The following is a 25,321-nucleotide window of genomic DNA, read 5'->3' on the forward strand; positions in this document are numbered from 1 at the left end:
GGAAGAGCGAGTGGCCGAGCCGGAGTTCAGCCCGCGGCGGCCGAGGAGTCCGGCAGGACCCGGCGCAGCCCGCAGACGGCCACCCGGGCGGAGAACGAGACGGCGAACCAGGGCGTGGGCGCCAGAGCGGCCAGCCGGCGCCGCTCCCCGGGCAGCCGGTGGAAACCGCGCCCCGTGACGTCCAGCCAGGCACCGAAGTGCAGCAGTCGTGCCTCGGCGCCGGCGTCCGGGGCCGGGACGGGCCGCATGTGCTCGCGCACCGCGCGGGTCAGCGCCGTACGCCGCGCCCCGTCCACCCCGTGCCCGGCCAGGAAGCGGTCGAGCAGCACGGCCGATCGGCACGGGAAACCGCCGCGCACCCGCGGCGCGCTCCCGGTCAGCCCGGTGTCGTGGAAGACCGCCGCGGCGAGCAGACCGGCCCGGTCGTAGCCGACCCCGCGGGCCCGCGCCCAGGCGTCGGCCAGCAGGAAGGTGCGCAGCGAGTGCAGCGCGCTCCGGGGCGGCACCAGCCGGCGCAGCTCCCGCAGCGCCGCGTCCGCCAGCGGATCCCCCCACACCTGCGCCAGACCCGGCTCGGCGAGCAGCGGGCGCCACGCGTCCGGCAGCGGCTCGGCCGGCTCACCGCGCCGTCCGCTCCCGCCGGGCCCGGAATCACCCGCGTCGGGCAGCCACGCGGACATACCCCACCCCCTCGCATATGCGCCATGCTGGTTGCGCCTGTCTCATCTCTCTTTACGCTCCGGATTCCGCTTCCCCTCCCGTGTCCCGCGGCGGGTTCGAACCTTGGCCGGACTTCGACCCCACGGGTCCCGTGAAGTCGGCTTGGAATCAGGGGCATTCACTCGTCCAGGGCACAAAAGGAGGGCGGTAACCGGCCGTTTGAGACGGGCCGACGGGCGATACGCGGCCGGCTCCGGATCCCCGCCCGCGCACGGTCGCGCAGCCAGGGCGTGCGTGCGGCACGCCGCCGGGCCCGCCCGCGCCCGCCTGCCTCGACGGGCCCCGTTCGGGGGGTGCCCGCGGGCGGGCGCTGGGGCAGCCTCGGGATGACGCGACCCGCGCCCACCGTCCCCGTTCCCTGAGGCAGAAGGCCATGATCGCTGTCGTCAACGTCCACGCGCGCACGCTCCCCGTCCCGGCCGAGGCCGTCGGCGCCCTGCTCGACTCACTGGGCGGGGAGGAGGACCGGCTGTGGCCGCCCGGCTGGCCGCGCCTCCGGTTCGACGGGCCGCCGGCCGTCGGCGTCTCCGGCGGACACGGCCCCGTGCGGTACGTGGTGAGCCACTACGTGCCGGGCCAGTGGATGCGCTTCCGCTTCACCGGGCCGAAGGGCTTCCACGGCTTCCACGAGTTCAGCGTGGAACGCCTCGGCGAGCACCGCAGCATGCTGCGCCACACCCTGGTGCTGCGCCCGCGCGGCGCACGCTGGCCGGCCTGGACGCTGTTCTTCCGCCCCCTGCACGACGCCGTGTTCCGCGACAGCCTCGACTGCGCCGAACGCGCCCTGACCGGGCGGGTGGCGCGCCCCGTGCGGTGGAGTCCGTACGTCCGACTGCTCCGCGCCGTCGCCGCCCCGCTCGTACCCCGACCGGCCGTCAGAGAGGACCCGCCATGAGTCTCTTCCCGAAACCCAACATCCCCGGCCTGAACTCCGACGACATCACGACCGACATCGCCGAGGCGCCCGAGCGGCTGGGCGCGCTGGGCGAGGCCGGCGCGGCCGGCGTCATCGCCACGGTCGACGTGCAGGCCGGCCAGGACGACTGGGACCTGCCGCTCTCACCCGAGCACCCGCGCCCGGTCGTGCTGGTGCACGGCACGTTCGGCAACCGCGGCTACACCTGGTCCAAGGCCGCCCCGCTGCTGCGGGAGCACGGCTACCGGATCTTCCGGCTCGACTACGGGCAGCACCTGAACCCGCTGATCTTCGGGCTCGGCGACATCCGGGAATCCGCCCGGCAGCTCGCGGACTTCGTCGACGAGGTGTTACGGCGGACCGGCGCCGAGCAGGTCGACATGGTGGGCTTCTCGCAGGGCGGCATGATGCCCCGGTACTACATCCAGGCCCTGGGCGGCGCCCCCAAGGTGCACCATCTGGTCGGCATCGCGCCCGGCACCCGCGGGATCACCGCGCAGGGCCTGATGCGGATGGCCCGCCAGATCCCGGGCGCGAAGGAACTGGTCGAGCAGGGCCCGGTCCAGGTGACCGTGCCGGCCTGGCCGCAGCTGCAGTCCGACAGCGAGTTCATGCGCGAACTCACCGGCCTCGGCGAGACCAGCGAGGGGGTGCGCTACACGGTCATCGCGACCAGGTACGACGACGTGGTCACCCCGTACGAGTCGTGCGCCCTCAAGGAGACCCCGGGCCACTACGTGAAGAACCTGGTCCTCCAGGACATCGACCCGGAGGACCACACGCCGCACGTCAGCATGCCGTACAACCCGACCGTCCTGCGGGAGGTCCTCAAGGCGCTGGCCGAGTGACCCGCGAGCGCCTGCCGAACGACAGGGTCTAGCGGCTGCCGTCCAGCAGCACGCGCGCGACCAGCGCCGGGTCGTCGTTCATCGGCACGTGACCGCAGCCGGGCAGCCGGACCAGCCGGGCCCGGGGGATGACGGTCTTGGCGCGGATCCCCTGCCGGGGCACGAGCAGCCGGTCCCGGCTGCCCCAGGCCACGGTGACCGGCAGCCCCGGCACGTCGTCGGTGAACCGCACGGTCCGGCCCGACCGCAGAGTCTCGGCGAACCCCTGCGCCTGGGCCAGCGCCCGGGTCTCGGCGACCACGGCCTCGGGCGCGCGCCGGGCCGGTCGGCCGTAGATGGTGCTCGTCAGCAGCGTCCGGCCGACCGCGGACGGCGCCAGCCGCTCCACCACCGACGGGGGCGTGCGCCGGGCGATCTGCCGCATCGCCGTCAGCATGCCGAAGGCGTAGCGTCGTTCGGCCTCCGACCAGAAGCCGGCCGGGGACAGCGCCGTGACCGAACGGACCCGTCCCGCGCGGCCGAGCTCCAGCGCCAGCAGTCCGCCCAGCGAGTTGCCCGCGACATGCGGCCGCTCGATCTCCAGCGCCTCGCACAGGGCCGTGAGCACGGCGGTCATCGTCGGCAGGTCGTGCGCCAGCCCGTCCGGGAGCGCCGGGGACGCCCCGAACCCGGGCAGGTCGACGGCGATCACGTCACGCTCCTTGGCCAGCACGGGTATCACCGGGTCCCAGGCCTGCCGGTGGTGGCCTATGCCGTGCAGCAGAAGCAACGGTTCGCCGTCGCCCGCGCGCGCGTAGGAGAGGGTCATCGGCCGAGGCCCGGAGGGGGTGAGGACCTCGAAGGAGACGGTGGCGGACATACTGCTCCTCGTGATTGCGCCGGGGGACATTGCGTAGACACCCTGTCAGCAATTGCTACCGACGGGTAGCCCCCGGGCGCTCCCCACCGCGCCCGAGCGCGCGCCCCGGCGCACTTCCGCCGCGCCGCACCGGAATTCGCCTGGACACCCGCCCTGCCCGTCGGCTGGGATGGCGCCGTGACCACCGACACCGCCACCGACGTCTTCGAAGCGCACCGCCCCCTCCTCCTGGGAGTCGCCTACCGCATGCTCGGCCGCGTGGCCGACGCGGAGGACGTGGTCCAGGACGCCTGGCTGCGCTGGGCCGGCGCCGACCGGAGCGAGGTGCGCGAAACGCGCGCCTACCTGGTGCGCATCACCACCCGCCTCGCCATCGACCGGCTCCGCCAGATCAAGGCGCGCGGCGAGACCTACGTCGGCCCCTGGCTGCCCGAGCCCTACGTCACCGCCTATGAGGACACCGTTCCGGACACCGCCGAGCGGGCCGTGCTCGCCGACTCGGTCTCGCTCGCCGTCCTCGTCGTCCTGGAGTCGCTGTCACCGCTGGAGCGGGCGGTGTTCGTGCTCCGGGAGGCCTTCGGCTATCCCTACGCCGAGATCGCCGCCCTGCTCGACCGCGGCGAACCGGCCGTACGGCAGATGGCCGGCCGCGCCCGCAAGCACGTCGAGGAGCGACGGCCCCGCTACGACGTCGACCCCGCCCACCGCCGCGACCTCACCGAACGCTTCCTCACCGCGGCCGCGGAAGGCGACCTCACCGGCCTGATGGCGCTGCTCGCTCCCGACGTCCGGCTGGTCGGCGACAGCGGCGGCAAGTCCCGGGCGCCGCTGCGGGTCATCGAGAGCGCCGACAAGGTGGGCCGCTTCCTCGTCGGCGCCGCCGGACAGCGCGGACCGGTGTCCTTCCGGTTCCTGGAGGTCAACGGCGGCCCGGCGGTCCTGGTGATGGACGGCGACCGGCCCGACTCCGTGCTCCAGCTCGACGTCCTCGACGGGCGCGTCCAGTCCGTCTACATCATCCGCAACCCCGACAAGCTGCGGTCCTTCCCGGTCGGCGACTGACCGGCCCCGCACCACCGGCGAAGCCCCCGTCCCGCGACGGGGGCTTCGCCGTCGTGTCACGAACCCGGAGCCGTACGAACGCCTCATGAACGCTCCGCTGCGGCGCTCCCGTGCGCCGCGCGGGGATCGAGGATTGGTCTTGACCAAGGGTGGGGGGCGCCCTATGGTCGCAGACAAGTGCAACAACCTTTAATAAACAAGGGCGCTAAAACGCCGCGGGCTCACGGCGATTGCGGAGGACAGGGTGGGGACCACGCAGCTGGAATCGGTGCCGGAACCGAAGTACTGGCATCTCAAGACCGTGCTCACCGAGGCACTGGACTCCGAGTTCTCCGTCGGGGAGATCCTGCCCAACGAGCGGGAGCTCGCCGCCCGCTTCGGCGTCGCCCGCGCGACCCTGCGCCAGGCCCTGGAACAGCTCGAACTGGAAGGCCGGCTGCAGCGCCGCCGCGGCGTCGGTACGACCGTGGCGCCGCCGCGCGTGGGGGTCGCCGTCGGCACCGAGCAGCACTCCTGGCCCGGCGCGCCCGGCGACGACGCCTGGCAGGCCGCCGACTGCACCACCGCGGCCCCGCCCGCCGCCGTCGCCGACGCCCTGGAGACCGGCCGCGACGAGCCCGTGCACACCGTCCGCCGCACCCGGACCACCCACGGCCAGCCGGTCGCCGCGGAACTGCTCTACATCCCCGCGTCCTCGGTGCCCGACCTGACCGCCATCGACGCCCCGTCCGGACCGGCACGCGCGCGTGCGGTGCTGCGCGAACTGCAGCGGCTGGAGCTGGAGGGGCGGGACAGCGCGGTGGAGCTGGGCTCGGCCCGCGCGGACGACGCCAAGGAGCTGGACCGCCTGCCGGGCGCCCCCGTCCTCGTCGTCACCACCCGCTTCGTCGCCGGGGGCCGCACCGCCGCGCTCTCCGTCGCCACCTACCGCGCGGACACCTGCCGGCTGACCTTCGGCGACTCCGGGGGCGTCGAGATCCACGAGGACCCGGAGCGCCGGGCTTCCTGAGACCTGCCCACCGGTGACGCCGGCCGTCAGCGCCGAGCCGTCACCGTGCCCTCGACCGCGAACAGCTGTTCCTCCACGTGGTCGAGGGCGAGCCGCAGGGCGCCCATGGCCACGGCGGCCTCGCCGAGCCGGGAGAGGGCGACCTTCGGCGGGCGCAGACAGTAGCGGGCCAGCTCCCGGCGCAGCGGGTCGAGGACCCCGTCCAGGCCCGCGGCCCAGCCGCCGATCACCACCAGCTCGGGGTCGAGTGCCAGGACCAGCGCGGCCACGTCGTGGACCAGCCGCTGGATGAACCGGTCGACCGCCGCACGGGCGCGCCGGTCGCCCTCCCGGGCCCGCGCGAACACCTCGGCGACCTGCTGTTCGTCCAGCGGGTGCAGCGGCTCGTCCGTCGTGGACAGCAGCGTCTCCGGCGTCGCCTCCCGGCCCAGCAGATGCAGCGCGCCGATCTCCCCGGCAGCCCCGCCGTACCCCCGGTGCAGCCGCCCGCCGATCAGCGCACCCGCGCCCGGGCTCAGCCCGGCCAGCACGAACACCATGTCGTCGGACTCGGTCGCCGAGCCCTTCCAGTGCTCGGCGACGGCCGCCGCGTTGGCGTCGTTCTCCACCAGCACCGGGCACTTGAAGGACCGGCCCAGCCGCTCGCCGAGCCGCAGCCCCGTCCAGCCGGGCAGCGCCGTGCCCAGCCGGACCGTGCCGTCCGCCTCGACGATGCCCGGTGTGGCCACGCCCACCGCGCGCAGCGACCCGCGGGCCACCCCGACCCGGCGCAGCAGCTCGGCGACCGCCGTGCGCAGCCGCTCCAGGCGCTCGTCCGCCGGCGCCGTCTCGGAGACGTCCTTGGCCTGCGCGCCGAGCACCTTGCCGTCCAGGTCGGAGAGGAGCGCGGCGACCCGGTGCGGCCCGATCTCCAGGCCCAGCAGATGCCCGGCCTCGGCCCGGAACCGGAACCGCCGGGCCGGCCGCCCCTGACGCCGGGCGGCGCCCTCCTCGGCGGCCTTCTCGACGACCAGCCCGGCCTCGATGAGCCCCTCGACGACGCCCTCGACGGTCGGCCGGGACAGTCCGGTGACCCGGGTGATCTCGGTCAGCGTCGCGCAGTCCGTGGCACGCAGCGCGTGGAGCACCACCGCGCTGTTGATCCTTCGCAGCAGCGAGGGATCCCCGCCGGTCAGCCCCGCCAACGTCCCGTCCTTCCAGCTCGTGCGCGTGTTGGCCGGATCGTACTCGGCACCGGACACCCCGGCGAGCGCCCCCCGGCCCGGCGCACGCCCCCTGCCCCCGTCAGCCGGGGGAGACGAACCCCGACTCGTACGCCGCGATCACCGCCTGCGTGCGATCCCGTGCCCCCAGCTTCGCCAGCACCGCGCTGACATGCGACTTCACCGTCTCCGTGCCGACCACCAGCTGCCCGGCGATCTCCGCGTTCGACAGGCCCCGCGTCATCAGCCGCAGCACCTCCGCCTCCCGCTCGGTCAGCTGCGCCCGCTCCAGCGCCGCCCGCGCGGCCGGGTTCCCGCCGCCGTCGCCGTACTCGGCGGCCAGCTGCCGCACCGACGCCGGGAACAGCAGCGACTCACCCTCCGCGACCAGCCGCACCGCGTGCACGATCTCCGCCGGCCGGGCCCGCTTCAGCAGGAACCCGTCGGCCCCGGCCCGCAGCGCCTCGTAGACGTACTCGTCGTTCTCGAACGTCGTCACCACCAGGATCTTCGGCGGGTCCGGCACGGTCCGCAGCACCGCGCGGGTGGCCTCGATCCCGTCCAGCAGCGGCATCCGTACGTCCATGGCGACCACGTCGGGCCGCAGTTGCCGCACCAGCGGGATCACCGCGGCCCCGTCGGCGGCCTCCCCGACCACCTCCAGATCGGACTGCGCCTCCAGAACGGCGCGCAGACCCGCGCGGACGAGGGGTTCGTCGTCGACGAGAAGCACGGTGATCGGCGGCACCCGCCCAGCCTAGGGCCTGTCTTCCGGATCATGCCGGCGTCGCGGGATCTGGCACGCGCATCTGCCGCGTTGTCGTCGGTCGCCGACGCTCCGCGTCGACTCCCTCCTCCGCCTTGCAGCTGCACGCACCAGATCCCGCTCGGGTCGGCCAAGACGCACCGCATCTTGCAGCCGGCCTGATCCGGAAGACAGGCCCTAGATCAGCTCAGCGGCAGCTCGACGTGCACCTGCCAGTCACCGTCGTCCGGCCCCGTGTGCGCCCGGCCGCCGAGCAGCGCCGCCCGTTCCCGTATCCCACGCAGTCCGCTGCCGCGACCGGGCCCCGGTATCGCCGCCGGCAGCGGATTGCGGACCTCCAGGTCGAGCCGGCCGTCCGCGACCGCGATCCGCACCCGCGCCGGGACGCCGTCCGCGTGCCGCAGGACATTGGTGAGCGCCTCCTGGAGGATGCGGTAACCCTCCCGGGAGACCGGGCCGGGCACCTCCGCCAGCGGCCCGGAGAACTCCGCGTCGACCTTCGTCCCGGACGCCCGCGCGGACTCCAGCAGCCGGTCAGCCTCGACGAGCGTCGGACGGCCGCTCACCGGACGCTCCGCCTCGCGCAGAATGCCGAGCACCCGGTCGAGGTCCTCCAGCGCGGCCCGCCCGGTCTCCTCGATCGCGCCGAGCGCCCGGTCCGTGAACGCCGGATCGCCCGCCGCGCGCGCGGCGCCCGCCTGCACCACCGCCACGGTCAGCGCGTGCCCGATGGAGTCGTGCAGCTCCCGCGCGATCCGGTTGCGCTCCAGCAACCGCTCGGTGCGCTCCTCCAGGGCGGCCAGCCGCTCGGCCGCCGACGGCCCGAGCAGCCGCCGCGCGATCGCCGTGATCAGTTCCCCGAGCCCCACCACCCCGGCGGCCATCAGGACCAGCGGCACCGGGGCCAGCAGGGCATAGCCCCAGTGGGGTTCGTCGATCCGCAGGAGCGGGTTGTCGTACGGCTCCCGGCCGAGCGACGCCGCGACCAGGTCGACGCTGAAGAGCGGCATCCACACACTCGCGAACACGGCCGCCGTGCCCAGGACCATCCGGACCTCCAGCCACAGCACCGTGCGCAGCCGGTCGCCCCAAGTGGCCGACGGCGCGGTGGAGATACCCGAGTCCGGCTCGTCCGGTGTCAGCATGAACCGCGCCTGCAGCCCCTCGCCCCGCCGCACGGCCGGGATCAGCCCGATCGGGACGAGCAGCAGCGCGGGCACCCACGGCCGCGTCATGTCGATGAACAACCACACGCTGACCAGCAGCACCGGAACCCACAGATGCAGCAGGCGCGTGTACGTCGTCCCGCGCAGCAGCGGGCGGAGCATGCGGACCATTGCCTCATCGTGCCAGCCACCACTGACAACGGGCCTCCCCCGCGCGGGGGAGACGAACTCCCCGCGCAGGGGAGGCGACACCCCTGGCCCGGGCGCCAGTCTGACGCCATGACCAGCATCGACGTCCGAGACCTCACCAAGGAGTACGGCACCCGGCGCGCCGTCGACCACCTCACCTTCACCGTCGGGCCCGGCCGCGTCACCGGCTTCCTCGGCCCCAACGGCGCCGGGAAGTCCACCACCATGCGGCTCGTGCTCGGCCTCGACCGGCCGACGTCCGGCACCGCGACCGTCGGCGGCCGCCCCTACGCCACCCTGCGCGAACCGCTGCGCCAGGTCGGTGCCCTGCTCGACGCCCAGGCCGCGCACGGTTCGCGCACCGGCCGCGACCATCTGCGCACCCTCGCCGCGAGCAACCGCGTCCCGGTCTCCCGGGTGGACGAGGTGCTGGAGGAGACGGGCCTGGCCACCGCCGCCCGCCGCCGGGTCAGGACGTACTCCCTCGGTATGCGCCAGCGCCTCGGCATCGCGGCGGCCCTGCTCGGCGACCCGCCCGTGATCATGCTCGACGAGCCGTCCAACGGCCTGGACCCGGAGGGCATCATCTGGATCCGCACGCTGCTGCGCCGGCTCGCCGACGAGGGCCGCACGGTCCTGGTCTCCAGCCATCTGATGAACGAGACCGCGTCCTTCGCCGACCACCTGGTGGTCCTCGGCCGGGGACGGCTGCTCGCCGACATGCCGATGCGGGACTTCATCGACGCGCGTGTGCAGCCCCGCGTCCGGGTGCGCACCACCGACGACGCCGCGCTGCGCGATCTGCTCGCCCGGCACGGCCACGAGGCCGCCCCGAGCGAGGACGGCGGGTGGATCGTGCAGCACGCGCGCGTGGAGGAGATCGGCCGCATCGTCTCCGAAGCCCGGCTGGCCGTCCTCGAACTGACGGCCAAGGAAGGCACCTTGGAGCAGGCCTACCTCGACCTGACCGCCGCCGAGACCGAGTTCACCGCCCAGCCCCAGGAGGCCTGACCATGCCGTTCATCCCCGTCCTGCACGCGGAGTGGCTGAAGATCCGCACCCTGCGCTCGCTGTACGGCGCGCTCGTCGCGCTGTTCGCCGTGACCACGGCGTTCTCCGCGATCGCCGCCACCGGCAGCACCTCGGACCCCGAGTTCGACCCGCTGTTCACGGCCTTCCTCGGGATCGGGCCCGGCCAGATCGCGGCCATCGCCTTCGGCGCCCTCGCCGTCTCCTCCGAGTTCTCCGGCGGCGGGCTCCGCCTCGCCTTCGCCGCGGTGCCCCAACGGGGTCGCTGGTTCACGGCCAAGCTGACCGCCGTCGCGGTACCGGCGTTCCTCGTCGGACTGGTCACCGGCGCCGCCGCGCTGGTCGTCTCGCGCGCGGGCATGGGGTCGGCCGCGGACGGGCTCACGGTGGGTCAGCAGCTGCGCGGCGTCCTCGGCTGCGGCGTCTACCTCGCGCTGATGGCCCTGTTCGCGGCCGGACTCACGGCCCTGCTGCGCAGCGCCATCGGCGCGCTCAGCATCCTCGTCCCGCTGCTGCTGGTGGTGTCGTTCGTCATCGGAAGCTCCACCGGCGGGCTGCCCGAGTACCTGCCGGACCGGGCCGGTCAAGTCGTCCTGCACGCAAGCCCGGACGGCTCCCTCGGCCCGTGGACCGGACTCGCCGTGACCGCGCTGTGGACGGCCGCCTCGGTGGCGGCGGGGGTGTGGAGCGTCCGGCGCCGGGACGCCTGACGCCACGCCAATTGTCAGTGGTGGCGGGTTTACTGGCGGCATGGACATCGCACGGTGCCTGGACACGATCGACCGGCTGTGCCTGCGCCCCTTCCCCGTGGAGCACGGCTGGTCGGACGTGGGCCGGGCGGGCCCGGGCTACTTCATGGCGGAACTGCACGCGGGGGAGGGGAAGGAGGCGCCGGGGGAGCACACCGCCGAGGACGTCGACGCCCACAAGGAGGCCATCGCCCAACGGCTGCGGGAGAGATGGGGACCAGTGCCCGCGTGGGGCATGCTGACGCTGCGGGTGCGCGGGCTGCGCGGCGAGGAGATACCCGAGCCGTGGGCGAGCCTGAGCCACCTGACCGACGAGGCGTACGTGTGGCAGGCGGACGGCACCGGCCGCTGGGTCGCGGTCGCCGTGGCCGACCGGGACCCGGTGGACGCGATACGGCTGCTCGCGGTGGTCACGGAGACGGACCCGCCGTGACGCGCGGCTGATCAATCCTCGGCGGCGGTCCGCAGCCGGGCGAACTCCTCCGCCATCGTCCGCGCCGTCCAGTGGGCGTTCAGCCCGCTGGGGTTGGGCAGCACCCACACGCGCGTGTCCCCGATGACCCGCTCCTGGGGCCCGACCTGAGCCTTGCGGTCGTCGAACGCGGCCCGGTAGGCGGTGACGCCGACCACCGCGAGCCAGCGCGGGCGCAGGCGCGCCACCTTGAGCGCCAGCTGCCGCCCGCCCTCCCGGTACTCCTCGGCGCTCAGCTCGTCGGCCCGGGCGGTCGCCCGCGCCACCACGTTGGTGATGCCGAGCCCGTACGACAGCAGCTCGCCCTGCTCGGCCGGCTTCAGCAGCCGGGGTGTGAACCCGGACAGGTGCAGCACCGGCCAGAAGCGGTTGCCGGGGCGGGCGAAGTGGTGGCCGGTCGCGGCGGTCATCAGCCCGGGGTTGATGCCGCAGAACAGCACGCGGAGGCCGTCCGCGACGACGTCCGGTACCAGACGGTCGCGGGCGGCCTCCAGGTCCGCCGGGGTGAAGCGGGTCAGAGGATCGCTCCGGGGGTGTAACCCGCGGCCTCCGGGTGCTGCTTCACGATCTCCTCGATCCGGCCGACGACGACCCCGACCTGGTCGGCGGCGGCGCCCGTGAAGGACAGCTTGTCGGCCATCAGCGCGTCCAGCCCGGCGCGGTCGAGCGGGATGCGCTCGTCGGCGGCCAGCTTGTCGAGGAGCTCGTTGCGCTCGGCGCCCTGCTCGCGCATGGCGAGCGCGGAGGCGACGGCGTTCTCCTTGATGGCCTCGTGGGCGACCTCGCGGCCGACACCCGCGCGCACGGCGCCCATCAGCACCTTGGTGGTGGCGAGGAACGGCAGGTAGCGGTCCAGCTCACGGGCGACGACCGCCGGGAAGGCGCCGAACTCGTCGAGCACGGTCAGGAACGTCTCCAGCAGGCCGTCCAGCGCGAAGAACGCGTCGGGGAGCGCCACCCGGCGCACCACCGAGCAGGACACGTCGCCCTCGTTCCACTGGTCGCCGGCCAGCTCGCCGGTCATCGAGGCGTAGCCGCGCAGGATGACCATGAGGCCGTTGACACGCTCGCAGGAGCGGGTGTTCATCTTGTGCGGCATCGCCGAGGAGCCGACCTGGCCCGGCTTGAAGCCCTCGGTGACCAGCTCGTGCCCGGCCATCAGCCGGATGGTCTTGGCCAGCGAGGAGGGCGCGGCGGCCAGCTGCACCAGCGTGGTGACGACCTCGTAGTCGAGGGAGCGCGGGTAGACCTGGCCGACGGAGGTGAAGGCCTGCGCGAAGCCCAGGTGGGCGGCGATCCGCCCCTCCAGGTCGGCCAGCTTGGCCGCGTCCCCGCCGAGCAGGTCCAGCATGTCCTGGGCGGTGCCGACCGGGCCCTTGATGCCGCGCAGCGGGTAGCGGCCCAGCAGCTCCTCGACCCGGGCGTGGGCGACCAGCAGCTCGTCGGCGGCGGTCGCGAAGCGCTTGCCGAGGGTGGTGGCCTGGGCGGCGACGTTGTGGGAGCGGCCGGCCATGACCAGCTCGCCGTACTCGGCGGCCAGCTTGCCGAGGCGGGCCAGCACGGCGACCGTGCGGTCGCGCATCAGCTCCAGGGAGAGCCGGATCTGGAGCTGCTCGACGTTCTCGGTGAGGTCGCGGGAGGTCATGCCCTTGTGCACGTGCTCGTGCCCGGCGAGGTCGTTGAACTCCTCGATCCGCGCCTTCACGTCGTGCCGGGTGACCTTCTCGCGCTCGGCGATGGAGGCCAGGTCGACGGTGTCGAGGACACGCTCGTAGTCGGCGATCGCCTCGTCCGGCACCTCGATCCCGAGGTCCTTCTGGGCCCGCAGCACGGCGAGCCAGAGCTGACGCTCCAGCTTGACCTTCTGCTCGGGCGACCAGAGCGTGGCGAGCTCGGCGGAGGCGTAGCGTCCGGCGAGGACGTTGGGGATGCGGGGCTTGGCGGGCGCTGAAGTCACGTGTCCAGATTCTACTGGCGGTTCGTGCAGGCCAGCGCCACGGGCTCGTTCGGCGGAAGCTACGAGACGGCCGTCACGCGCCTGTGAAGTCGGTGCGCCGTCACGCCCCGGCGTCGGCGACCGCCTCGTAGGGCAGCAGCTCGGGCCGCTTCGGCGGGCGGCCGTCCCCGGAGGACCGCCCGGTCAGCCGCCGCCCGATCCACGGCAGCAGGTGCCGGCGGGTGAAGCGGACGTCGGCGACCCGGCGGGCGACCCAGCCGGGCGGCGCGGTGGCCGGCGGCGGGACGTGCCAGTCCGGGTCCTCGGGCTCGTAGCCCAGGGTCTGCCAGACGGCCTCGGCGACCCGGCGGTGCCCCTCGCCCGTCAGATGCAGCCGGTCGACGTCCCACAGGCGGGGGTCGGCCAGGGCGGGCGCGCCGTACAGGTCGACGACGACCGCGCCGTGCCGGGCGGCCAGCTCGTCGACGCAGGCGAACAGCTCCTCCATGCGCGGCCGGAACCGCTCCAGGACGGGGCCCTGGCGTCCGGGGCTGCGCATCAGCACCAGCTGCTTGCAAGCAGGCGCCAGCCGCTCCACGGCCTCCTCCAGCAGGCCCCGCACCCGGCCCATGTCGCACTTGGGCCGCAGGGTGTCGTTGAGACCGCCGACGAGCGTGATCACATCGGCCCCCATCGCGGCGGCGACCCCGACCTGCTCGTCGACGATCTGCCCGATCAGCTTGCCGCGCACCGCGAGGTTGGCGTACCGGAAGCCGGGCGAGCGCGCGGCCATCCGCGCGGCGAGCAGATCGGCCCAGCCCCGGTAGGAGCCGTCGGGCAGCAGATCCGACATGCCCTCGGTGAAGGAGTCGCCGACCGCGACCAGGCTGGTGTGCGTGGGAGGGGAGTTCTTCTGCATGGCGTCCCGATGGTATCCCGGGGCACATACCCGCCGGTCGGTCCCCCCGGCAGCCGGACGCTCAGGCCCGCTGCCCGAACAGCTCCCGCAGCACGTCCTCCATCGTCACCAGCCCCGCCAGCCGTCCGTCGGCGCCGAGGACGGCTGCCAGGTGGGTGCGGCTGCCGCGCATCGCGGTCAGGACGTCGTCCAGCGGGGTCGTCTCGCGGACGCGGGCGATGGAGCGCATGTCGCGCAGGCGGAACGGCAGATCGCGCGGGGAGGCGTCCAGGGCGTCCTTGACGTGGAGGTAGCCGACGATCCGGCGTCCCTCGTCGACGACCGGGAAGCGGGAGAAGCCGGACTCGGCCGAGAGGTGCTCCAGCTTCTCCGGGGTGACGCCCACGCGCGCGTAGACCACGCGTTCCAGCGGCAGGACGACGTCGCGCACGGGCCGGCGGCCCAGCTCCAGCGCGTCGTGCAGCCGCTCCTGCGCCCGGTCGTCGATGAGCCCGGCCGCACCGGAGTCCTTGACCAGCCGGGCCAGCTCGGCGTCCGAGAAGGTCGACGTCACCTCGTCCCGGGTGTGGATGCCCAGCAGCTTCAGCAGCGCGTTCGCGAAGGCGTTGATCGTGAAGATCGCCGGCCGCAGCGCCCGTGACAGCGTCACCAGCGGCGGACCGAGCAGCAGCGCGCTGCGCACCGGCTCCGCGAGCGCGATGTTCTTCGGCACCATCTCGCCCAGCAGCATGTGCAGATACGTGGCCAGCGTCAGCGCGATGACGAACGACACCGCGTGCCCGGCACCGCTCGGCACGCCCATCGCGTGGAAGACGGGCTCCAGCAGATGCGCGATCGCCGGCTCGGCGACCACACCCAGGACCAGCGTGCACAGCGTGATCCCGAGCTGCGCCGCCGCCATCAGCGCGGACACGTGCTGCAGCCCCCAGAGCACGCTCTTGGCGCGCCGGTCGCCCCGGTCGGCGTACGGCTCGATCTGCGCGCGCCGCACGGAGATCAGCGCGAACTCGGCGCCGACGAAGAAGGCGTTGACGACGAGGGTCGCCAGACCGATCAACAGCTGTACGGCGGTCATGCGCGCGCCTCCTTCTCGTCGTCCAGCGGCGCGCACAGCAGCACCCGCGCCGCCCTGCGCCCGGAGGCGTCCACCACTTCCATCCGCCAGCCGACGACCCGCACCACGTCCCCGACGGCGGGAATGCGGCCCAGCTCGTTGGCGACCAGGCCCGCCAGCGTCTCGTACGGCCCCTCCGGCGCCCGCAGGCCCACCCGGGCCAGCTGGTCGATGCGGGCGGCGCCGTCCGCCGAGTACAGGGCGTGGCCGCCCTCGTCGGTGCCGGCCGGAGCCAGGTCGGGCGTCTCGTGCGGGTCGTGCTCGTCGCGGACCTCGCCGACGACCTCCTCGACGATGTCCTCCAGGGTGGCGACGCCCGCCGTGCCGCCGTACTCGTCGATGACCACGGCCATCGTGCGGCGGCCGGACAGCCGGTCGAGGAGCCGGTCCACGGTCAGCGTCTCCGGCACCAGCAGCGGCTCCCGCATCAGCTCGGACACGGGCACCCGGGCCCGGCGCTCGGCGGGGACGGCCAGGATGTCCTTGATGTGCGCGGTGCCCACCACGGAGTCGAGGCTGCCGCGGTAGACCGGGAACCGGGACAGGCCGGTCGCCCGGGTCGCGTTCGCCACATCCTCGCAGGTCGCCTGCGCGTCCAGAGCGATGACCTGGACGCGGGGCGTCATGACGTTCTCCGCGGTCAGGTCGGCGAGGTTCAGGGTGCGCACGAACAGCTCGGCGGTGTCCGGCTCCAGGGCGCCCTCCCGGGCGGAGTGCCGGGCGAGGGCGGCCAGCTCCTGCGGCCCGCGCGCGGAGGCCAGCTCCTCGGCGGGCTCTATGCCGAGGCGGCGCACCACCCGGTTGGCGGTGTTGTTGAGGTGGGTGATGAACGGCCGGAACAGCGCGCTGAACCAGCGCTGGGCGTTGCCCACCCGCTTGGCCACGGCCAGCGGCGAGGAGATCGCCCAGTTCTTGGGCACCAGCTCGCCCACGACCATCAGGAACACCGTCGACAGCGCCGTGCCGAGCACCAGGGCGATCGAGGAGGCCGCGGTCCGGGAGACGCCGATGCCCCGCAGCGGGCCTGCGATCAGCCGGGCGATCGACGGCTCGGCGAGCATGCCGACCACCAGGTTGGTGACGGTGATGCCGAGTTGCGCGCCGGAGAGCTGGAAGGTCAGATTGCGTACGGCCTTCAGCGCGCCCGCCGCGCCGCGCTCGCCGCGCTCCGCGGCGTGCTCCAGGTCGCCGCGTTCGACCGTGGTCAGGGAGAACTCCGCCGCGACGAAGGCGCCGCAGATGAGCGACAGCAAGATGGCCACGAGCAAGAGCAGCACTTCGATCATCGGGTCACCTCCATCCCATCGTCGGCCAGGGCCGGGAGGTTCGCGCGATGTCGGGTACTGGGAGGCTCGCCCATGGGCGGACGTTCACACCTTTCATTGGAGGACCGAGTGATCCTCCAATAGTAAAGGGTCAGCAAAAAAGGTCGAGGATCGGTCAGGATTCGGTCAGCGGCTTCACCCAGCGCCGCCACTGCTCCTCCGGCGCGTACCCCGCCGCGCGCCAGGCCTGGTGCGCGGTCTCGTTCCGGGTCAGCACCATCGCGTCGCCGCGGCGCCCCCCGAGCCGTACGAACCGCTCCTCCGCCGCGGCCAGCAGCGCCGTACCGATGCCCTGACGGCGCCGCTCCGGATGCACCGCCAGCCGGTACAGATGGCACCGCCACCCGTCGAACCCGGCGATCACCGTGCCCACCAGCTCGCCGGCCCGCTCCGCCAGGATCAGCGCCTCGGGATCGCGCGCGACGAGCCGCTCCACCCCGTCCCGGTCGTCGCTGATGCTCGTCCCCTCCGCGGCGGTCTTCCAGAAGGCCAGCACGGTGTCGAGGTCGTCGGGCGTCGCGGCCCGTATCCGCAGGTCACTCATGCCGGAATCCCATCACGGCGCACCGCGCGGGAGGCGAAATTCCAGCATGCGGACGGCAGGCGCAGGCAATGCGGTCCGCAGGCGCGTGGTCGGCGAACAGCAGCCGCTCGGCCTGCGCGTGGCAGTCTCCTGGCCTCCGCGCGGCAGCCGCTCGGTCTGCGCGTGGCAGTCTCCTGGCCTGCGCGTGGCAGTCTCCGGCCTCCGCGCGGCAGCCGCCCGCCCCGCCCGGCGCAGCCGCCTGAGCTACAGACCGCACGCGAGAGTCAACGCCCGCGCAGCGCCGCCATCACCGGAGCGAACGCCTCCATCGCCGGCTCCAGGACCGTCAGATACGAGAACCCGTACCGCTTCCGCCGCTCCAGCACCTGCTCGACGATCTGCTCCACGGTGCCCACCAGCACGATCGGCAGCTCCAGCGCCTGCTCCGTGGTCAGATGCGGCACATGGGGCAGGAAGGGCCGCAGCGCCGCCTCCCGGTCCTCGGTGACCGTGACCAGCTGGATCAGCACGTTCAGCTCGGCCGGCTCCTCGCGGCCCGCGGCCAGCCGCCGGAACAGCGCCACCCGCTCGTCCAGCTCCTCGGCCGTCACCGGGAGCAACTGCCCCGACGCGCTCCCGGGCACCGCCCGCGCGCCGGTGAACGCCGCGATGTCCGCGTGCTCGGCGGTCAGCCGCAGCATCCGGTCGCCGCCCGCGCCGATGAGCAGTGGCACCCGGGGCCGCTGAACGGGGCCCGGCTGGAACTCGTCGGAGCCGAGCAGCCGGTCCAGCTCCTCCACCGTGCGTCGCAGATGGTCCACCCGCTCGCCGGGGGAGCCCCATGGCAGCCCGGCGGTCTCGTGCTCCGCGCGGACGTAGCCGGTGCCGAGGCCGAGTTCCAGCCGGCCGCCGGTGAGCGCGTCCGTCGTGGCCACCTCACGGGCGAGCAGCGCCGGGTTCCAGAAACCCGCGTTGAGCACGAACGTGCCCACGCGCGGGCGCTCGGTCGCCTCGGCCGCCGCCACCAGGGCGGGGAACGGCGCCGGCATGCCCAGATGGTCGGGGACGAGCAGCACGTCGTAGCCCAGTTCCTCGGCCCGGCGGCACTTCGCCCGCCACTCGGCGGCGGGTGCCGCGGACATCAGGTTGACGCCGAACCGGAACGGGCGTGGCATGAACTCTCCTCAGCCGCCGAAGACTTGAGTGCACAGGCCACGATTCCATCACTCGTGCGCGATGGCCGCCAGTACGTTCATCCGTGAGGCACGCAGCGCCGGCAGCAGCGCCGCCACGACGCCCACCACCGCCGAGCCCACCACGACGGCGACGATCGTGCCCCACGGGATCGCCAGCGCCGTCATGTCCTGCAACGCCAGCACCTGCTGGGTGCACACGCCCCACACCAGCCCGAGCCCGAGCCCCAGGACCGCGCCGAACACCGCGATCACCACCGACTCCAGCCGGATCATCCGGCGCAGCTGCCGCCGCCCGAGCCCGATCGCGCGCAGCAGCCCGATCTCCCGGGTCCGCTCCACCACCGACAGGGCCAGAGTGTTGACCACGCCCAGCACCGCTATGACGATGGCGAGCCCCAGCAGGGCGTAGACGAGGTAGAGCAGCACGGCGACCTGGTCGCGGACCAGCTGCTTGTAGTCGGCCTGGTCCCGCACCTGCACCTGCGGATACGGCTCGAGGGTCCGCTCCAGGGCGGCGCGCAGATCGTCGACGTCCGTGCCGGGGGCGGCGTTCACATAGACGGCGGATTCCTGGCCGCCCGGCGCGTACCGCTCGAGCGTGCCCATCCCGAAGTAGATCCCGCCCGTGGTGCCGAACCCCTCGGCGGCGTCCTGGTCGGTCAGCGCTCCCACGGTCAGCCGGGCCGTCCGGCCGCCCTGGAACTCGACCGGCAGCACGCTGCCGACACGCACGCCGTGGTCGCGCGCGAAGTCCACGTCCATGCCGAGCCGGCCGTCGGCGAGCGCGGCCGCCGTGTCGCCCCCCGCGTAGGTGATGTTGGCGACGTCGTCGAGCCGTGGATCGAAGGCCGCGGCGGTCGCCGCCACCCGGTCGCCGTCCGGCAGCCGCACCGCGAACGGGGTGAGCGTGGAGCGCACCACGAGCCCCACGCCCTCGGTGTCGCGCACCGCGTCGGTGATCTCCCGGGGGAACGGCCTGAAGTTGGTGTTCTGCACGACGAAGTCGGCGCCCAGCGTCTTGTCGATCTGCCGGTCGAACGACTCGGTCATCGAGGCGCTGGCCACCGATATCCCGGCGACCAGCGCGAGGCCCACCATCAGGGCCGCCGCGGTGGCACCCGTACGGCGCGGATTGCGCAGGGCGTTGCGCTGGCTCAACCGCCCCACCGACCCGAACAACGCCGGGAAGGCCGCGCCGAGCACCCGGATCACCGGCCGGACCAGCAGCGGACCGGCGATCACGGTCGCGACCAGGGTCAGGACGACACCGAGGCCCAGCAGCGAGGCCGCCGACCCGGTCTCGGACGACACCACACACCCGGCGAGCGCCGCCGCCCCGGCCGCGCCGACGACCGCGCCGACCATCGCGCGCACCCGCAGCGGCCGGCCCACCCCCGCGACCTCCGCGTCCGAGAGCGCCGCCATCGGCGACACGGCCGCCGCCCGCCGGGCCGGCAGATAGGCCGCGACGAAGGTGACGCCGAGGCCGACGACGTAGGCCGTCACCGGGGTCACCCAGCCGATCACCATCTCGGTGGCCTTGATGTTCATGCCGAGCAGGCCCATCAGCTCGATCAGCCCGGCGGCCAGCCCGATGCCGGCGGCCAGTCCCGTGGTGGCGCCGATCAGCCCGAGCAACAGCGCCTCGGCCAGCACCGAGCGGCGCACCTGCCGCCGGTCGGCGCCGAGCGCGCGCAGCAGCCCCAGCTCGCGGGTGCGCTGGGCGATGAGCATGGAGAAGGTGTTCACGATCAGGAACACGCCCACGAGCACGGCGACCCCGGCGAAGCCGACCATCACCCACTTGATGATGTCCAGGAATCCGCCCAGTTGCTCGATGTCGGACGCGGCCTGTTCGTCGGCGGTCCGGTAGTCGTAGCGGTCGGCGCCCAGCGCCGCGGCCACCCGCCCCTTGAGCGTCGCGTCGCTCACCCCCTCCGCCGCGTCCACGGTGATGCTCGTGGCCGCCCCCTCCCGGCCCAGCAGCCTGGTCTGGGCGGTCGGGGTGTCGACGAACAGCAGGGCAGCGCCCGGGTTGGTGGTGGTGAACGTGACGATGCCGACGACCTCGACCCGGAAGGAGCCCGGCTGTGCGATCACGGTCAGGGTGTCGCCGATCGAGACGTCCGCGCGGCCGGCGGTCTCCGAGTCCAGCAGCGCCTCCCCGGGCCCGCGCGGGGCGTGCCCGGAGGTGAGCTCCACGGGGCTGCGGTCGGTCGGGATCCAGGCGTTGCCGATCGTGGGGGCGCCGGTCGTGGGACTCACCGACTCGTTGGCGGCGTCGACGACGGTGATGTTCTGGACCTCCACCTCCGCGCGCGCCGCGGCCGCCCCGTCCACCCGCGCGACCCGGTCGGCGAGCGCGGCGGGCAGGGTGGCCGTCGCACCCGAGGGCACCGTCTCGCGGAGGGTCTCCTTCGGGCTGACGGTGACATCGGCGGCCGTGGAGGCGAACAGCCGGTCGAAGGTGCGGCTGACGGTGTCGGAGAAGATCAGGCTGCCCACGACGAACGCCACGGACAGGATCACGGCGAGCGCCGAGAGCAGCAGCCGCCCCTTGTGCGCGACAAAGCTTCTGAGCGTCGCCTTGAGCACGGCTCAGCCCCCGCCGGGTGCCCGGCCGGAGCCGGAGACGTGGTCGAACGGGCCGCGGATCACATCGAAGCGCTTCATCCGCTCCAGCACGGCCTCCGCCGTCGGCCGCGCCATCTCGTCGACGATGCGGCCGTCCGCGAGGAACAGCACCAGATCCGAGTGGGCGGCCGCGCCCGGGTCGTGGGTGACCATGACGACGGTCTGCCCGAGGTCGTCCACGGCCTCCCGCAAGAACCCCAGCAGCTCCAGCCCGGCCCGCGAGTCCAGGTTGCCGGTCGGCTCGTCCGCGAAGATCAGCTCCGGGCGGGCGGCGAGCGCCCGCGCGCAGGCGACGCGCTGCTGCTGGCCGCCCGACAGCTGGGCGGGCCGGTGCTTCAGCCGGTCCCGCAGCCCGAGCGTGTCGATGACCTGGTCCAGCCACTCGGGGTCGGGTCTGCGGCCCGCGATGTCCATGGGCAGGGTGATGTTCTCCAGCGCGTCGAGCGTCGGGACCAGGTTGAACGACTGGAACATGAACCCGATCCGGTCCCGGCGCAGCCGGGTCAGCTCGCGCTCCCTCAGCCCGGTGATCTCGGTGTCGCCGAGCCACACCCGTCCGGCCGAGACCGTGTCGAGCCCGGCCAGACAGTGCATCAGCGTGGACTTCCCGGAGCCCGAGGGGCCCATGACGGCCGTGAAGCGGCCGCGTACGACGTCCACGTCCACCGAGTCCAGGGCGATCACCGCCGTCTCGCCCGAGCCGTACGCCTTGGTCAGCCCGCGGGCGCGGGCCGCGACCCCGTCGCCGGACGCGAGGCCGGGGGCGTGCTCCCCAGCAGGTGTGGACAAGGCGGCCTCCTGTCTCCGAATCGAAAGGGACGGACTTGTCCTGGTCGAGAGTAATGTGACCCGGTCCACACCCGGTAATCCCCCCGTGCGCCCTTGCCGGTGCTAGCGCTCCGGCGCTAGCGTCGGGGTATGGCGAAGACCCAGCTGAACGTGCGGGTGGACGAGGACACGGCCCGAGCCGCCCGCGAACGCGCCCTGGCCCGCGGGATGAGCGTCAACCGCTACATCGAGGAACTGGTCCGGCAGGACACCGGCGAGGTCGGCCACACCTTCGTGGAGGCCGCCGCCGACTTCATGAAGCAGTACGAGAAGGTGTTCGCCGAGGAGTTCGGCGAGGGCGGTCGCGGCGAGGGCGGTCGCTGATCCCTTGAGCGATGTGCACATCGACCTCGCCTGGCTGCTGATGCTCGCCGAGCGCAAGACCCCCGGGGACCCCCAGGTCACCGACTGGGGCGCGCTCGTCGCCGCGGTCGCCCGGCACCAGGCCGAGATATTCGACGTCCCCGTCTACGACACCCCGCACGCCCGCGCCGCCGCCCTGCTCCAGCAGCTGATCCACATCCCCGCGCTCGAGCGCTCCAACGCCCTGTTCGCCTCCGCGGTCGCCTACGCCTATCTGGTGGCGAGCGGCTTCAAGGTCGTCACCTCGCCCGAGCAGGTCCGCGACCTGGCCCGGCTGGTCAAGAGCGGCGAGGCGTCGGTGCACGAGATCGCCCGCGAGCTGCGCCAGTGGTGCCTGTGAGGACCGGGCCTATGCGGTAGGCCGCCAGGCCGTGCCGAGGACGCAGTACGAGGTGGGCAGCACGGGACCCCGCTCCGGCATCAGCAGCCGCCGGTACGGCCCCAGTTCGAACCCGGCGTCCCGCAGAGCGGCGACCGGGTCGCGGCCCACATGGCAGCCGCCGTTCAGCGGCGGCCACACCGTGCGATCCAGGGCTTGCTGGGTCAGCCGCATCGCCCGGCCGCCGCCCCGGCCGTGCTCGAAGAACCGCACCTGACCGCCCGGCCTGAGCACCCGCCGCACCTCGCCGAGCGCCCGCGGGACGTCCCGCACACTGCACAGCACCAGCGACAGCACCACCGCGTCGAAGCCCTCGCTCTTGACCGGCAGCGCCTCCGCCGCACCCGGCACCACGTCCACCGGCATCCCGGCGCGCACGGCGGCCTCCACCGCCAGCTGCCGCAGCACCCGCTCCGGCTCGATCGCGACGACCTCCGCGACCGTCTCCGGGTAGTGCGCGAAGTTCAGGCCGTTGCCCGCCCCGACCTCCAGCACCCGCCCGGACAGCCCGGCGAGCAGCCGGTCGCGCACCCCGGCCATACCCATCCGGGTCTCGGCGGCGACGCTGATCCGGGCGTAGTAGCGGGCGAACACCGGGTGGTGCACGGGATCCCGCGCCGCCTTGCCGGCACCGGCGAACGGTAGGGGCATGGGGACCTCCCTGAGGGCGGACTGCTCCTTCGGGGATTGTCCCCCGGAACGGCCCCCCTGCACCCTCGTCGGCACACGGCCGGCGCTACCGCCTCGCCGCCTCCCGCACCCGGAACGCCTCCGCGTCCCAGGTCCCGTCCAGCCGCGGCGCCAGCCAGCCCGGGGCCGCGGTGCGGAAGGCCGCGGGGGCGAGCGCGCCGGCGCCCTCGGGGAGCGCGCCGAGCAGCGGGGCGTCGGAGACCTCGGTCAGGTCCGCGACATTGCACCGGGAGGCGAGGTCGGGCTCGGTGGGCCAGCTGCCGATCACCACGCCGGTCAGCTCCACCTCACGCCGCCGCAGTTCACGGGCCGTCAGCTCGGTGGTGTTCAGCGTGCCCAGACCCGCCGAGGCCACCAGCAGCACCGGCGCCCCGAGCAGCGCGGCCACGTCGGCGAGCGTGCCGCCCGCCGGGTCGAAGCGGACGAGCAGCCCGCCCGCGCCCTCGACCAGCACCAGATCGTGCTCGGTGGCCAGCTTGGCCGCCGCCTCGGCGACGTCGTGCGGGTGCACCGGCGCCATCCCGGCCCGCCGGGCCGCCGTCCCGGGCGCCAACGGCTCCGGATAGCGGGCGAGTTCGGCCGCCGTGACGGCACCGGCGAGCCGCGCCACCTCCTCGGCGTCCCCGCGCTCGTCCGGCCGTACGCCCGTCTGGGCGGCCTTCAGCACGGCCACCGACCGCCCGGCCGCGAGCGCCGCCGCGGCGACGGCGGCCGTCGTGACGGTCTTGCCGACCTCCGTGCCCGTACCCGTGATCACCAGGACCGGCATGTCATCCCTTCCGTGCCGCGGCGCACACCGCGCGCGCGATGCGTGCCAGGTCCGCGTCGCCCGTGACGTAGGGCGGCATCGTATAGATCAGATCGCGGAACGGCCGCAGCCACACGCCCTCGCGTACGGCCGCCGCCGTGGCCGCCGCCATGTCGACCGGATGGTCGAGCTGGACGACCCCGATGGCGCCGAGGACCCGCACGTCCCGCACCCCGGGCAGCTCCGCGGCCGGGGCGAGCCCGTCCCGCAGGCCCGCCTCGATCCGCTTGACCTCGGCGAGCCAGTCCTGGCCGAGCAGCAGCTCGATCGAGGCGCAGGCCACCGCCGCCGCCAGCGGGTTGCCCATGAAGGTCGGGCCGTGCGCGAGCACCGGCACCTCGCCCTGCGAGATCCCGTCGGCCACCCGCGGGGTGCACAGCGTCGCCGCCATGGTGAGATAGCCGCCGGTCAGCGCCTTGCCCAGGCACATCACATCCGGTGTCACCGCCGCGTGCTCCGCCGCGAACAGCGCGCCCGTACGGCCGAACCCGGTGGCGATCTCGTCGAACACCAGCAGCACGTCGTGCGCGTCGCACGCCTCCCGCAGCACCCGCAGATACGCGGGGGAGTGGAACCGCATGCCACCCGCGCCCTGCACCACCGGCTCGACGATCACCGCGGCCAGCTCGTGCGCGTGCTCGGCGATCAGGGTGCGCAGATGATCGGCGTACGCCTCCTCGTACCCGGCGGGCGGCGGGTCCGCGAACACCTGGCGCGGCAGGATCCCGGTCCACAGCTCGTGCATCCCGCCCTGCGGGTCGCACACCGCCATCGGCTGCCAGGTGTCCCCGTGGTAGCCGCCCCGCCACGTCATCATCCGGTGCTTCTCGGGACGGCCGAGCGAACGCCAGTACTGCAGGCACATCTTCACCGCGACCTCGACCGACACCGAACCGGAGTCGGCGAGGAACACATGCTCCAGGCCCTCGGGCGACAAGTCGACAAGGAGCTTCGCCAGCCGGACGGCGGGCTCGTGGGTGAGCCCGCCGAACATCACGTGGCTCATCCGCGCCAGCTGCTCGCGCGCCGCCTCGTTCAGCACCGGGTGGTTGTAGCCGTGGATCGCCGACCACCAGGACGACATCCCGTCGACCAGCTCCGCGGAGCCGCCCGCGAGCTGGAGCCGCACCCCGCTCGCCGACTCCACGACGAGCGGTTCCTGCCGGCCGGGCATCGGCCCGTACGGGTGCCAGACGTGCCGCCGGTCCAGGTCCAGCAGCTCCGGCACGCTCAGCTCAGGCATTGGGCGCGAGGTCCGTTCCGGCGCCCCGGCGGCGTACGGCGACCAGGTCGGTGCGCGGCTCGGCGGCCGTCGGCGCCGCGGCGGGGGCGCACACACCGGCCGACCCGCACCCGGCGCTCTCATGGGATCCGCACCCGGAGTCCTCGTGGGACCCGCACCCGGAGTCCTCGTGGGAACCGCAGCCCCCTCCGGCCGCCACCCGGTGTTCGGGCAGCGTGACCTCGCCGGCGCCCTCGACCTCGAAGCCGGCGTCGGCGATCATCTCCAGGTCGGCCTTGCCGGCCTGGCCCTCGCTGGTGAGGTAGTCGCCGAGGAAGATCGAGTTGGCCAGGTGCAGGGCGAGCGGCTGCATGGAGCGCAGGTGCACCTCGCGGCC

At 73.8% G+C, this 25,321-nt stretch carries 26 protein-coding genes and 1 pseudogene; 9 read left to right on the forward strand and 18 right to left on the reverse strand.

Annotation, left to right across the window (positions count from 1 at the left end):
• Positions 1 to 26 precede the first annotated feature (26 nt).
• The gene (locus tag ACZ42A_RS37655) at positions 27 to 680 is read right to left on the reverse strand and encodes an HD domain-containing protein (protein WP_468531874.1); all 654 of its coding nucleotides are present in this window, start codon (positions 678 to 680) and stop codon (positions 27 to 29) included.
• 416 nt (positions 681 to 1,096) lie between these two features.
• Here ACZ42A_RS37655 and ACZ42A_RS37660 point away from each other — a divergent pair, with 416 nt between their 5' ends.
• Positions 1,097 to 1,615: an SRPBCC family protein gene (locus ACZ42A_RS37660; protein WP_468531902.1), complete on the forward strand. Its 519-nt coding sequence runs from the start codon at positions 1,097 to 1,099 to the stop codon at positions 1,613 to 1,615.
• Positions 1,612 to 2,484, forward strand: a complete 873-nt coding sequence (locus ACZ42A_RS37665; protein WP_468531875.1) for an alpha/beta fold hydrolase — start codon at positions 1,612 to 1,614, stop codon at positions 2,482 to 2,484. Before ACZ42A_RS37660 ends, ACZ42A_RS37665 begins: the two co-directional genes overlap by 4 nt.
• 28 nt (positions 2,485 to 2,512) lie before the next feature.
• Here ACZ42A_RS37665 and ACZ42A_RS37670 read toward each other — a convergent pair whose 3' ends face one another.
• Positions 2,513 to 3,343, reverse strand: a complete 831-nt coding sequence (locus ACZ42A_RS37670; protein WP_468531876.1) for an alpha/beta fold hydrolase — start codon at positions 3,341 to 3,343, stop codon at positions 2,513 to 2,515.
• Between the two features lie 177 nt (positions 3,344 to 3,520).
• Here ACZ42A_RS37670 and ACZ42A_RS37675 point away from each other — a divergent pair, with 177 nt between their 5' ends.
• Both ACZ42A_RS37675 and ACZ42A_RS37680 read left to right on the forward strand, forming a co-directional pair.
• Positions 3,521 to 4,405, forward strand: coding sequence for an RNA polymerase sigma-70 factor (locus ACZ42A_RS37675; protein WP_468531877.1), 885 nt, complete (start codon positions 3,521 to 3,523; stop codon positions 4,403 to 4,405).
• A gap of 244 nt (positions 4,406 to 4,649) precedes the next feature.
• Positions 4,650 to 5,414: a GntR family transcriptional regulator gene (locus ACZ42A_RS37680; RefSeq protein ID WP_468531878.1), complete on the forward strand. Its 765-nt coding sequence runs from the start codon at positions 4,650 to 4,652 to the stop codon at positions 5,412 to 5,414.
• A 26-nt stretch (positions 5,415 to 5,440) separates the two neighbouring features.
• Here ACZ42A_RS37680 and ACZ42A_RS37685 read toward each other — a convergent pair whose 3' ends face one another.
• The 3 genes from ACZ42A_RS37685 to ACZ42A_RS37695 all read right to left on the reverse strand — a co-directional run bounded on the left by ACZ42A_RS37685 (position 5,441) and on the right by ACZ42A_RS37695 (position 8,719).
• Entirely contained in the window at positions 5,441 to 6,598 is a 1,158-nt protein-coding gene (locus tag ACZ42A_RS37685; RefSeq protein ID WP_468531879.1) for an ROK family transcriptional regulator, read from the reverse strand.
• A 100-nt stretch (positions 6,599 to 6,698) separates the two neighbouring features.
• Complete coding sequence (locus ACZ42A_RS37690; protein WP_468531880.1) at positions 6,699 to 7,364, reverse strand: response regulator transcription factor; 666 nt, start codon at positions 7,362 to 7,364, stop codon at positions 6,699 to 6,701.
• A 200-nt stretch (positions 7,365 to 7,564) separates the two neighbouring features.
• Entirely contained in the window at positions 7,565 to 8,719 is a 1,155-nt protein-coding gene (locus ACZ42A_RS37695) for a sensor histidine kinase (RefSeq protein WP_468531881.1), read from the reverse strand.
• 108 nt (positions 8,720 to 8,827) lie between these two features.
• Between ACZ42A_RS37695 and ACZ42A_RS37700 the strand changes: the two genes are divergently transcribed.
• From ACZ42A_RS37700 to ACZ42A_RS37710, 3 genes are read left to right on the forward strand one after another with little or no spacing between them, the layout of a single operon-like run.
• Complete coding sequence (locus ACZ42A_RS37700) at positions 8,828 to 9,748, forward strand: ABC transporter ATP-binding protein (protein ID WP_468531882.1); 921 nt, start codon at positions 8,828 to 8,830, stop codon at positions 9,746 to 9,748.
• A 2-nt stretch (positions 9,749 to 9,750) separates the two neighbouring features.
• Positions 9,751 to 10,476, forward strand: a complete 726-nt coding sequence (locus tag ACZ42A_RS37705) for an ABC transporter permease (RefSeq protein WP_468531883.1) — start codon at positions 9,751 to 9,753, stop codon at positions 10,474 to 10,476.
• Between the two features lie 40 nt (positions 10,477 to 10,516).
• Positions 10,517 to 10,948 carry a hypothetical protein gene (locus tag ACZ42A_RS37710; RefSeq protein ID WP_468531884.1) on the forward strand — a complete coding sequence of 144 codons (432 nt, stop codon included), beginning with the start codon at positions 10,517 to 10,519 and terminating at the stop codon, positions 10,946 to 10,948.
• Positions 10,949 to 10,959: 11 nt separating this feature from the next.
• On the opposite strand, the gene mug is transcribed toward ACZ42A_RS37710, so the two are convergent.
• The 9 genes from mug to ACZ42A_RS37755 all read right to left on the reverse strand — a co-directional run bounded on the left by mug (position 10,960) and on the right by ACZ42A_RS37755 (position 21,423).
• Entirely contained in the window at positions 10,960 to 11,397 is a 438-nt protein-coding gene (gene mug, locus ACZ42A_RS37715; RefSeq protein WP_468531885.1) for a G/U mismatch-specific DNA glycosylase, read from the reverse strand.
• Between the two features lie 104 nt (positions 11,398 to 11,501).
• Positions 11,502 to 12,944 (reverse strand): adenylosuccinate lyase, encoded by a 1,443-nt coding sequence (gene purB, locus ACZ42A_RS37720; RefSeq protein WP_468531886.1) that lies wholly within the window; start codon positions 12,942 to 12,944, stop codon positions 11,502 to 11,504.
• A gap of 100 nt (positions 12,945 to 13,044) precedes the next feature.
• Positions 13,045 to 13,842, reverse strand: coding sequence for an SGNH/GDSL hydrolase family protein (locus tag ACZ42A_RS37725; RefSeq protein ID WP_468531887.1), 798 nt, complete (start codon positions 13,840 to 13,842; stop codon positions 13,045 to 13,047).
• Between the two features lie 61 nt (positions 13,843 to 13,903).
• Positions 13,904 to 14,917 carry a hemolysin family protein gene (locus ACZ42A_RS37730; protein WP_468531888.1) on the reverse strand — a complete coding sequence of 338 codons (1,014 nt, stop codon included), beginning with the start codon at positions 14,915 to 14,917 and terminating at the stop codon, positions 13,904 to 13,906.
• Positions 14,914 to 16,242: a hemolysin family protein gene (locus tag ACZ42A_RS37735; RefSeq protein ID WP_468531889.1), complete on the reverse strand. Its 1,329-nt coding sequence runs from the start codon at positions 16,240 to 16,242 to the stop codon at positions 14,914 to 14,916. Before ACZ42A_RS37735 ends, ACZ42A_RS37730 begins: the two co-directional genes overlap by 4 nt.
• A 154-nt stretch (positions 16,243 to 16,396) precedes the next feature.
• Positions 16,397 to 16,825 carry a GNAT family N-acetyltransferase gene (locus ACZ42A_RS37740; RefSeq protein WP_468531890.1) on the reverse strand — a complete coding sequence of 143 codons (429 nt, stop codon included), beginning with the start codon at positions 16,823 to 16,825 and terminating at the stop codon, positions 16,397 to 16,399.
• A 263-nt stretch (positions 16,826 to 17,088) separates the two neighbouring features.
• The gene (locus tag ACZ42A_RS37745; RefSeq protein WP_468531891.1) at positions 17,089 to 17,979 is read right to left on the reverse strand and encodes an LLM class F420-dependent oxidoreductase; all 891 of its coding nucleotides are present in this window, start codon (positions 17,977 to 17,979) and stop codon (positions 17,089 to 17,091) included.
• Positions 17,980 to 18,027: 48 nt separating this feature from the next.
• On the reverse strand, positions 18,028 to 20,595 hold the full coding sequence (locus tag ACZ42A_RS37750; RefSeq protein ID WP_468531892.1) for an ABC transporter permease: 2,568 nt from the start codon (positions 20,593 to 20,595) through the stop codon (positions 18,028 to 18,030).
• 3 nt (positions 20,596 to 20,598) lie between these two features.
• A complete protein-coding gene (locus tag ACZ42A_RS37755; protein WP_468531893.1) occupies positions 20,599 to 21,423 on the reverse strand; it encodes an ABC transporter ATP-binding protein in 825 nt (274 codons plus the stop codon).
• A 129-nt stretch (positions 21,424 to 21,552) separates the two neighbouring features.
• On the opposite strand from ACZ42A_RS37755, the gene ACZ42A_RS37760 reads away from it, so the two are divergent.
• Entirely contained in the window at positions 21,553 to 21,786 is a 234-nt protein-coding gene (locus tag ACZ42A_RS37760) for an antitoxin (RefSeq protein WP_468531894.1), read from the forward strand.
• Between the two features lie 4 nt (positions 21,787 to 21,790).
• On the forward strand, positions 21,791 to 22,165 hold the full coding sequence (locus ACZ42A_RS37765) for a fic family toxin-antitoxin system, toxin component (protein WP_468531895.1): 375 nt from the start codon (positions 21,791 to 21,793) through the stop codon (positions 22,163 to 22,165).
• Between the two features lie 9 nt (positions 22,166 to 22,174).
• On the opposite strand, the gene ACZ42A_RS37770 is transcribed toward ACZ42A_RS37765, so the two are convergent.
• From ACZ42A_RS37770 to ACZ42A_RS37785, 4 genes and pseudogenes are all read right to left on the reverse strand, one after another.
• A complete protein-coding gene (locus ACZ42A_RS37770; RefSeq protein ID WP_468531896.1) occupies positions 22,175 to 22,855 on the reverse strand; it encodes a class I SAM-dependent methyltransferase in 681 nt (226 codons plus the stop codon).
• Between the two features lie 85 nt (positions 22,856 to 22,940).
• Positions 22,941 to 23,663 (reverse strand): dethiobiotin synthase, encoded by a 723-nt coding sequence (gene bioD / locus ACZ42A_RS37775; protein ID WP_468531897.1) that lies wholly within the window; start codon positions 23,661 to 23,663, stop codon positions 22,941 to 22,943.
• Between the two features lies 1 nt (position 23,664).
• Positions 23,665 to 24,945 carry an adenosylmethionine--8-amino-7-oxononanoate transaminase gene (locus ACZ42A_RS37780; protein ID WP_468531898.1) on the reverse strand — a complete coding sequence of 427 codons (1,281 nt, stop codon included), beginning with the start codon at positions 24,943 to 24,945 and terminating at the stop codon, positions 23,665 to 23,667.
• Positions 24,938 to 25,321 (reverse strand): annotated as a pseudogene (locus ACZ42A_RS37785) (biotin synthase BioB); the annotation flags it as partial. The pseudogene ACZ42A_RS37785 and the gene ACZ42A_RS37780, both read right to left, overlap by 8 nt.

It is taken from the genome of Streptomyces sp. NPDC030838 (genome assembly GCF_055572035.1).

Coding starts and splice junctions, on each gene's coding strand:
- ACZ42A_RS37655 (WP_468531874.1), bottom strand. CDS start 680: ATGTCCGCGTGGCTGCCCGACGCGGGTGATTCCGGGCCCGGCGGGAGC.
- ACZ42A_RS37665 (WP_468531875.1), top strand. CDS start 1,612: ATGAGTCTCTTCCCGAAACCCAACATCCCCGGCCTGAACTCCGACGAC.
- ACZ42A_RS37670 (WP_468531876.1), bottom strand. CDS start 3,343: ATGTCCGCCACCGTCTCCTTCGAGGTCCTCACCCCCTCCGGGCCTCGG.
- ACZ42A_RS37695 (WP_468531881.1), bottom strand. CDS start 8,719: ATGGTCCGCATGCTCCGCCCGCTGCTGCGCGGGACGACGTACACGCGC.
- ACZ42A_RS37700 (WP_468531882.1), top strand. CDS start 8,828: ATGACCAGCATCGACGTCCGAGACCTCACCAAGGAGTACGGCACCCGG.
- ACZ42A_RS37705 (WP_468531883.1), top strand. CDS start 9,751: ATGCCGTTCATCCCCGTCCTGCACGCGGAGTGGCTGAAGATCCGCACC.
- ACZ42A_RS37710 (WP_468531884.1), top strand. CDS start 10,517: ATGGACATCGCACGGTGCCTGGACACGATCGACCGGCTGTGCCTGCGC.
- mug (WP_468531885.1), bottom strand. CDS start 11,397: ATGACCGCCGCGACCGGCCACCACTTCGCCCGCCCCGGCAACCGCTTC.
- ACZ42A_RS37725 (WP_468531887.1), bottom strand. CDS start 13,842: ATGCAGAAGAACTCCCCTCCCACGCACACCAGCCTGGTCGCGGTCGGC.
- ACZ42A_RS37730 (WP_468531888.1), bottom strand. CDS start 14,917: ATGACCGCCGTACAGCTGTTGATCGGTCTGGCGACCCTCGTCGTCAAC.
- ACZ42A_RS37735 (WP_468531889.1), bottom strand. CDS start 16,242: ATGATCGAAGTGCTGCTCTTGCTCGTGGCCATCTTGCTGTCGCTCATC.
- ACZ42A_RS37740 (WP_468531890.1), bottom strand. CDS start 16,825: ATGAGTGACCTGCGGATACGGGCCGCGACGCCCGACGACCTCGACACC.
- ACZ42A_RS37745 (WP_468531891.1), bottom strand. CDS start 17,979: ATGCCACGCCCGTTCCGGTTCGGCGTCAACCTGATGTCCGCGGCACCC.
- ACZ42A_RS37760 (WP_468531894.1), top strand. CDS start 21,553: ATGGCGAAGACCCAGCTGAACGTGCGGGTGGACGAGGACACGGCCCGA.
- ACZ42A_RS37770 (WP_468531896.1), bottom strand. CDS start 22,855: ATGCCCCTACCGTTCGCCGGTGCCGGCAAGGCGGCGCGGGATCCCGTG.
- bioD (WP_468531897.1), bottom strand. CDS start 23,663: ATGCCGGTCCTGGTGATCACGGGTACGGGCACGGAGGTCGGCAAGACC.
- ACZ42A_RS37780 (WP_468531898.1), bottom strand. CDS start 24,945: ATGCCTGAGCTGAGCGTGCCGGAGCTGCTGGACCTGGACCGGCGGCAC.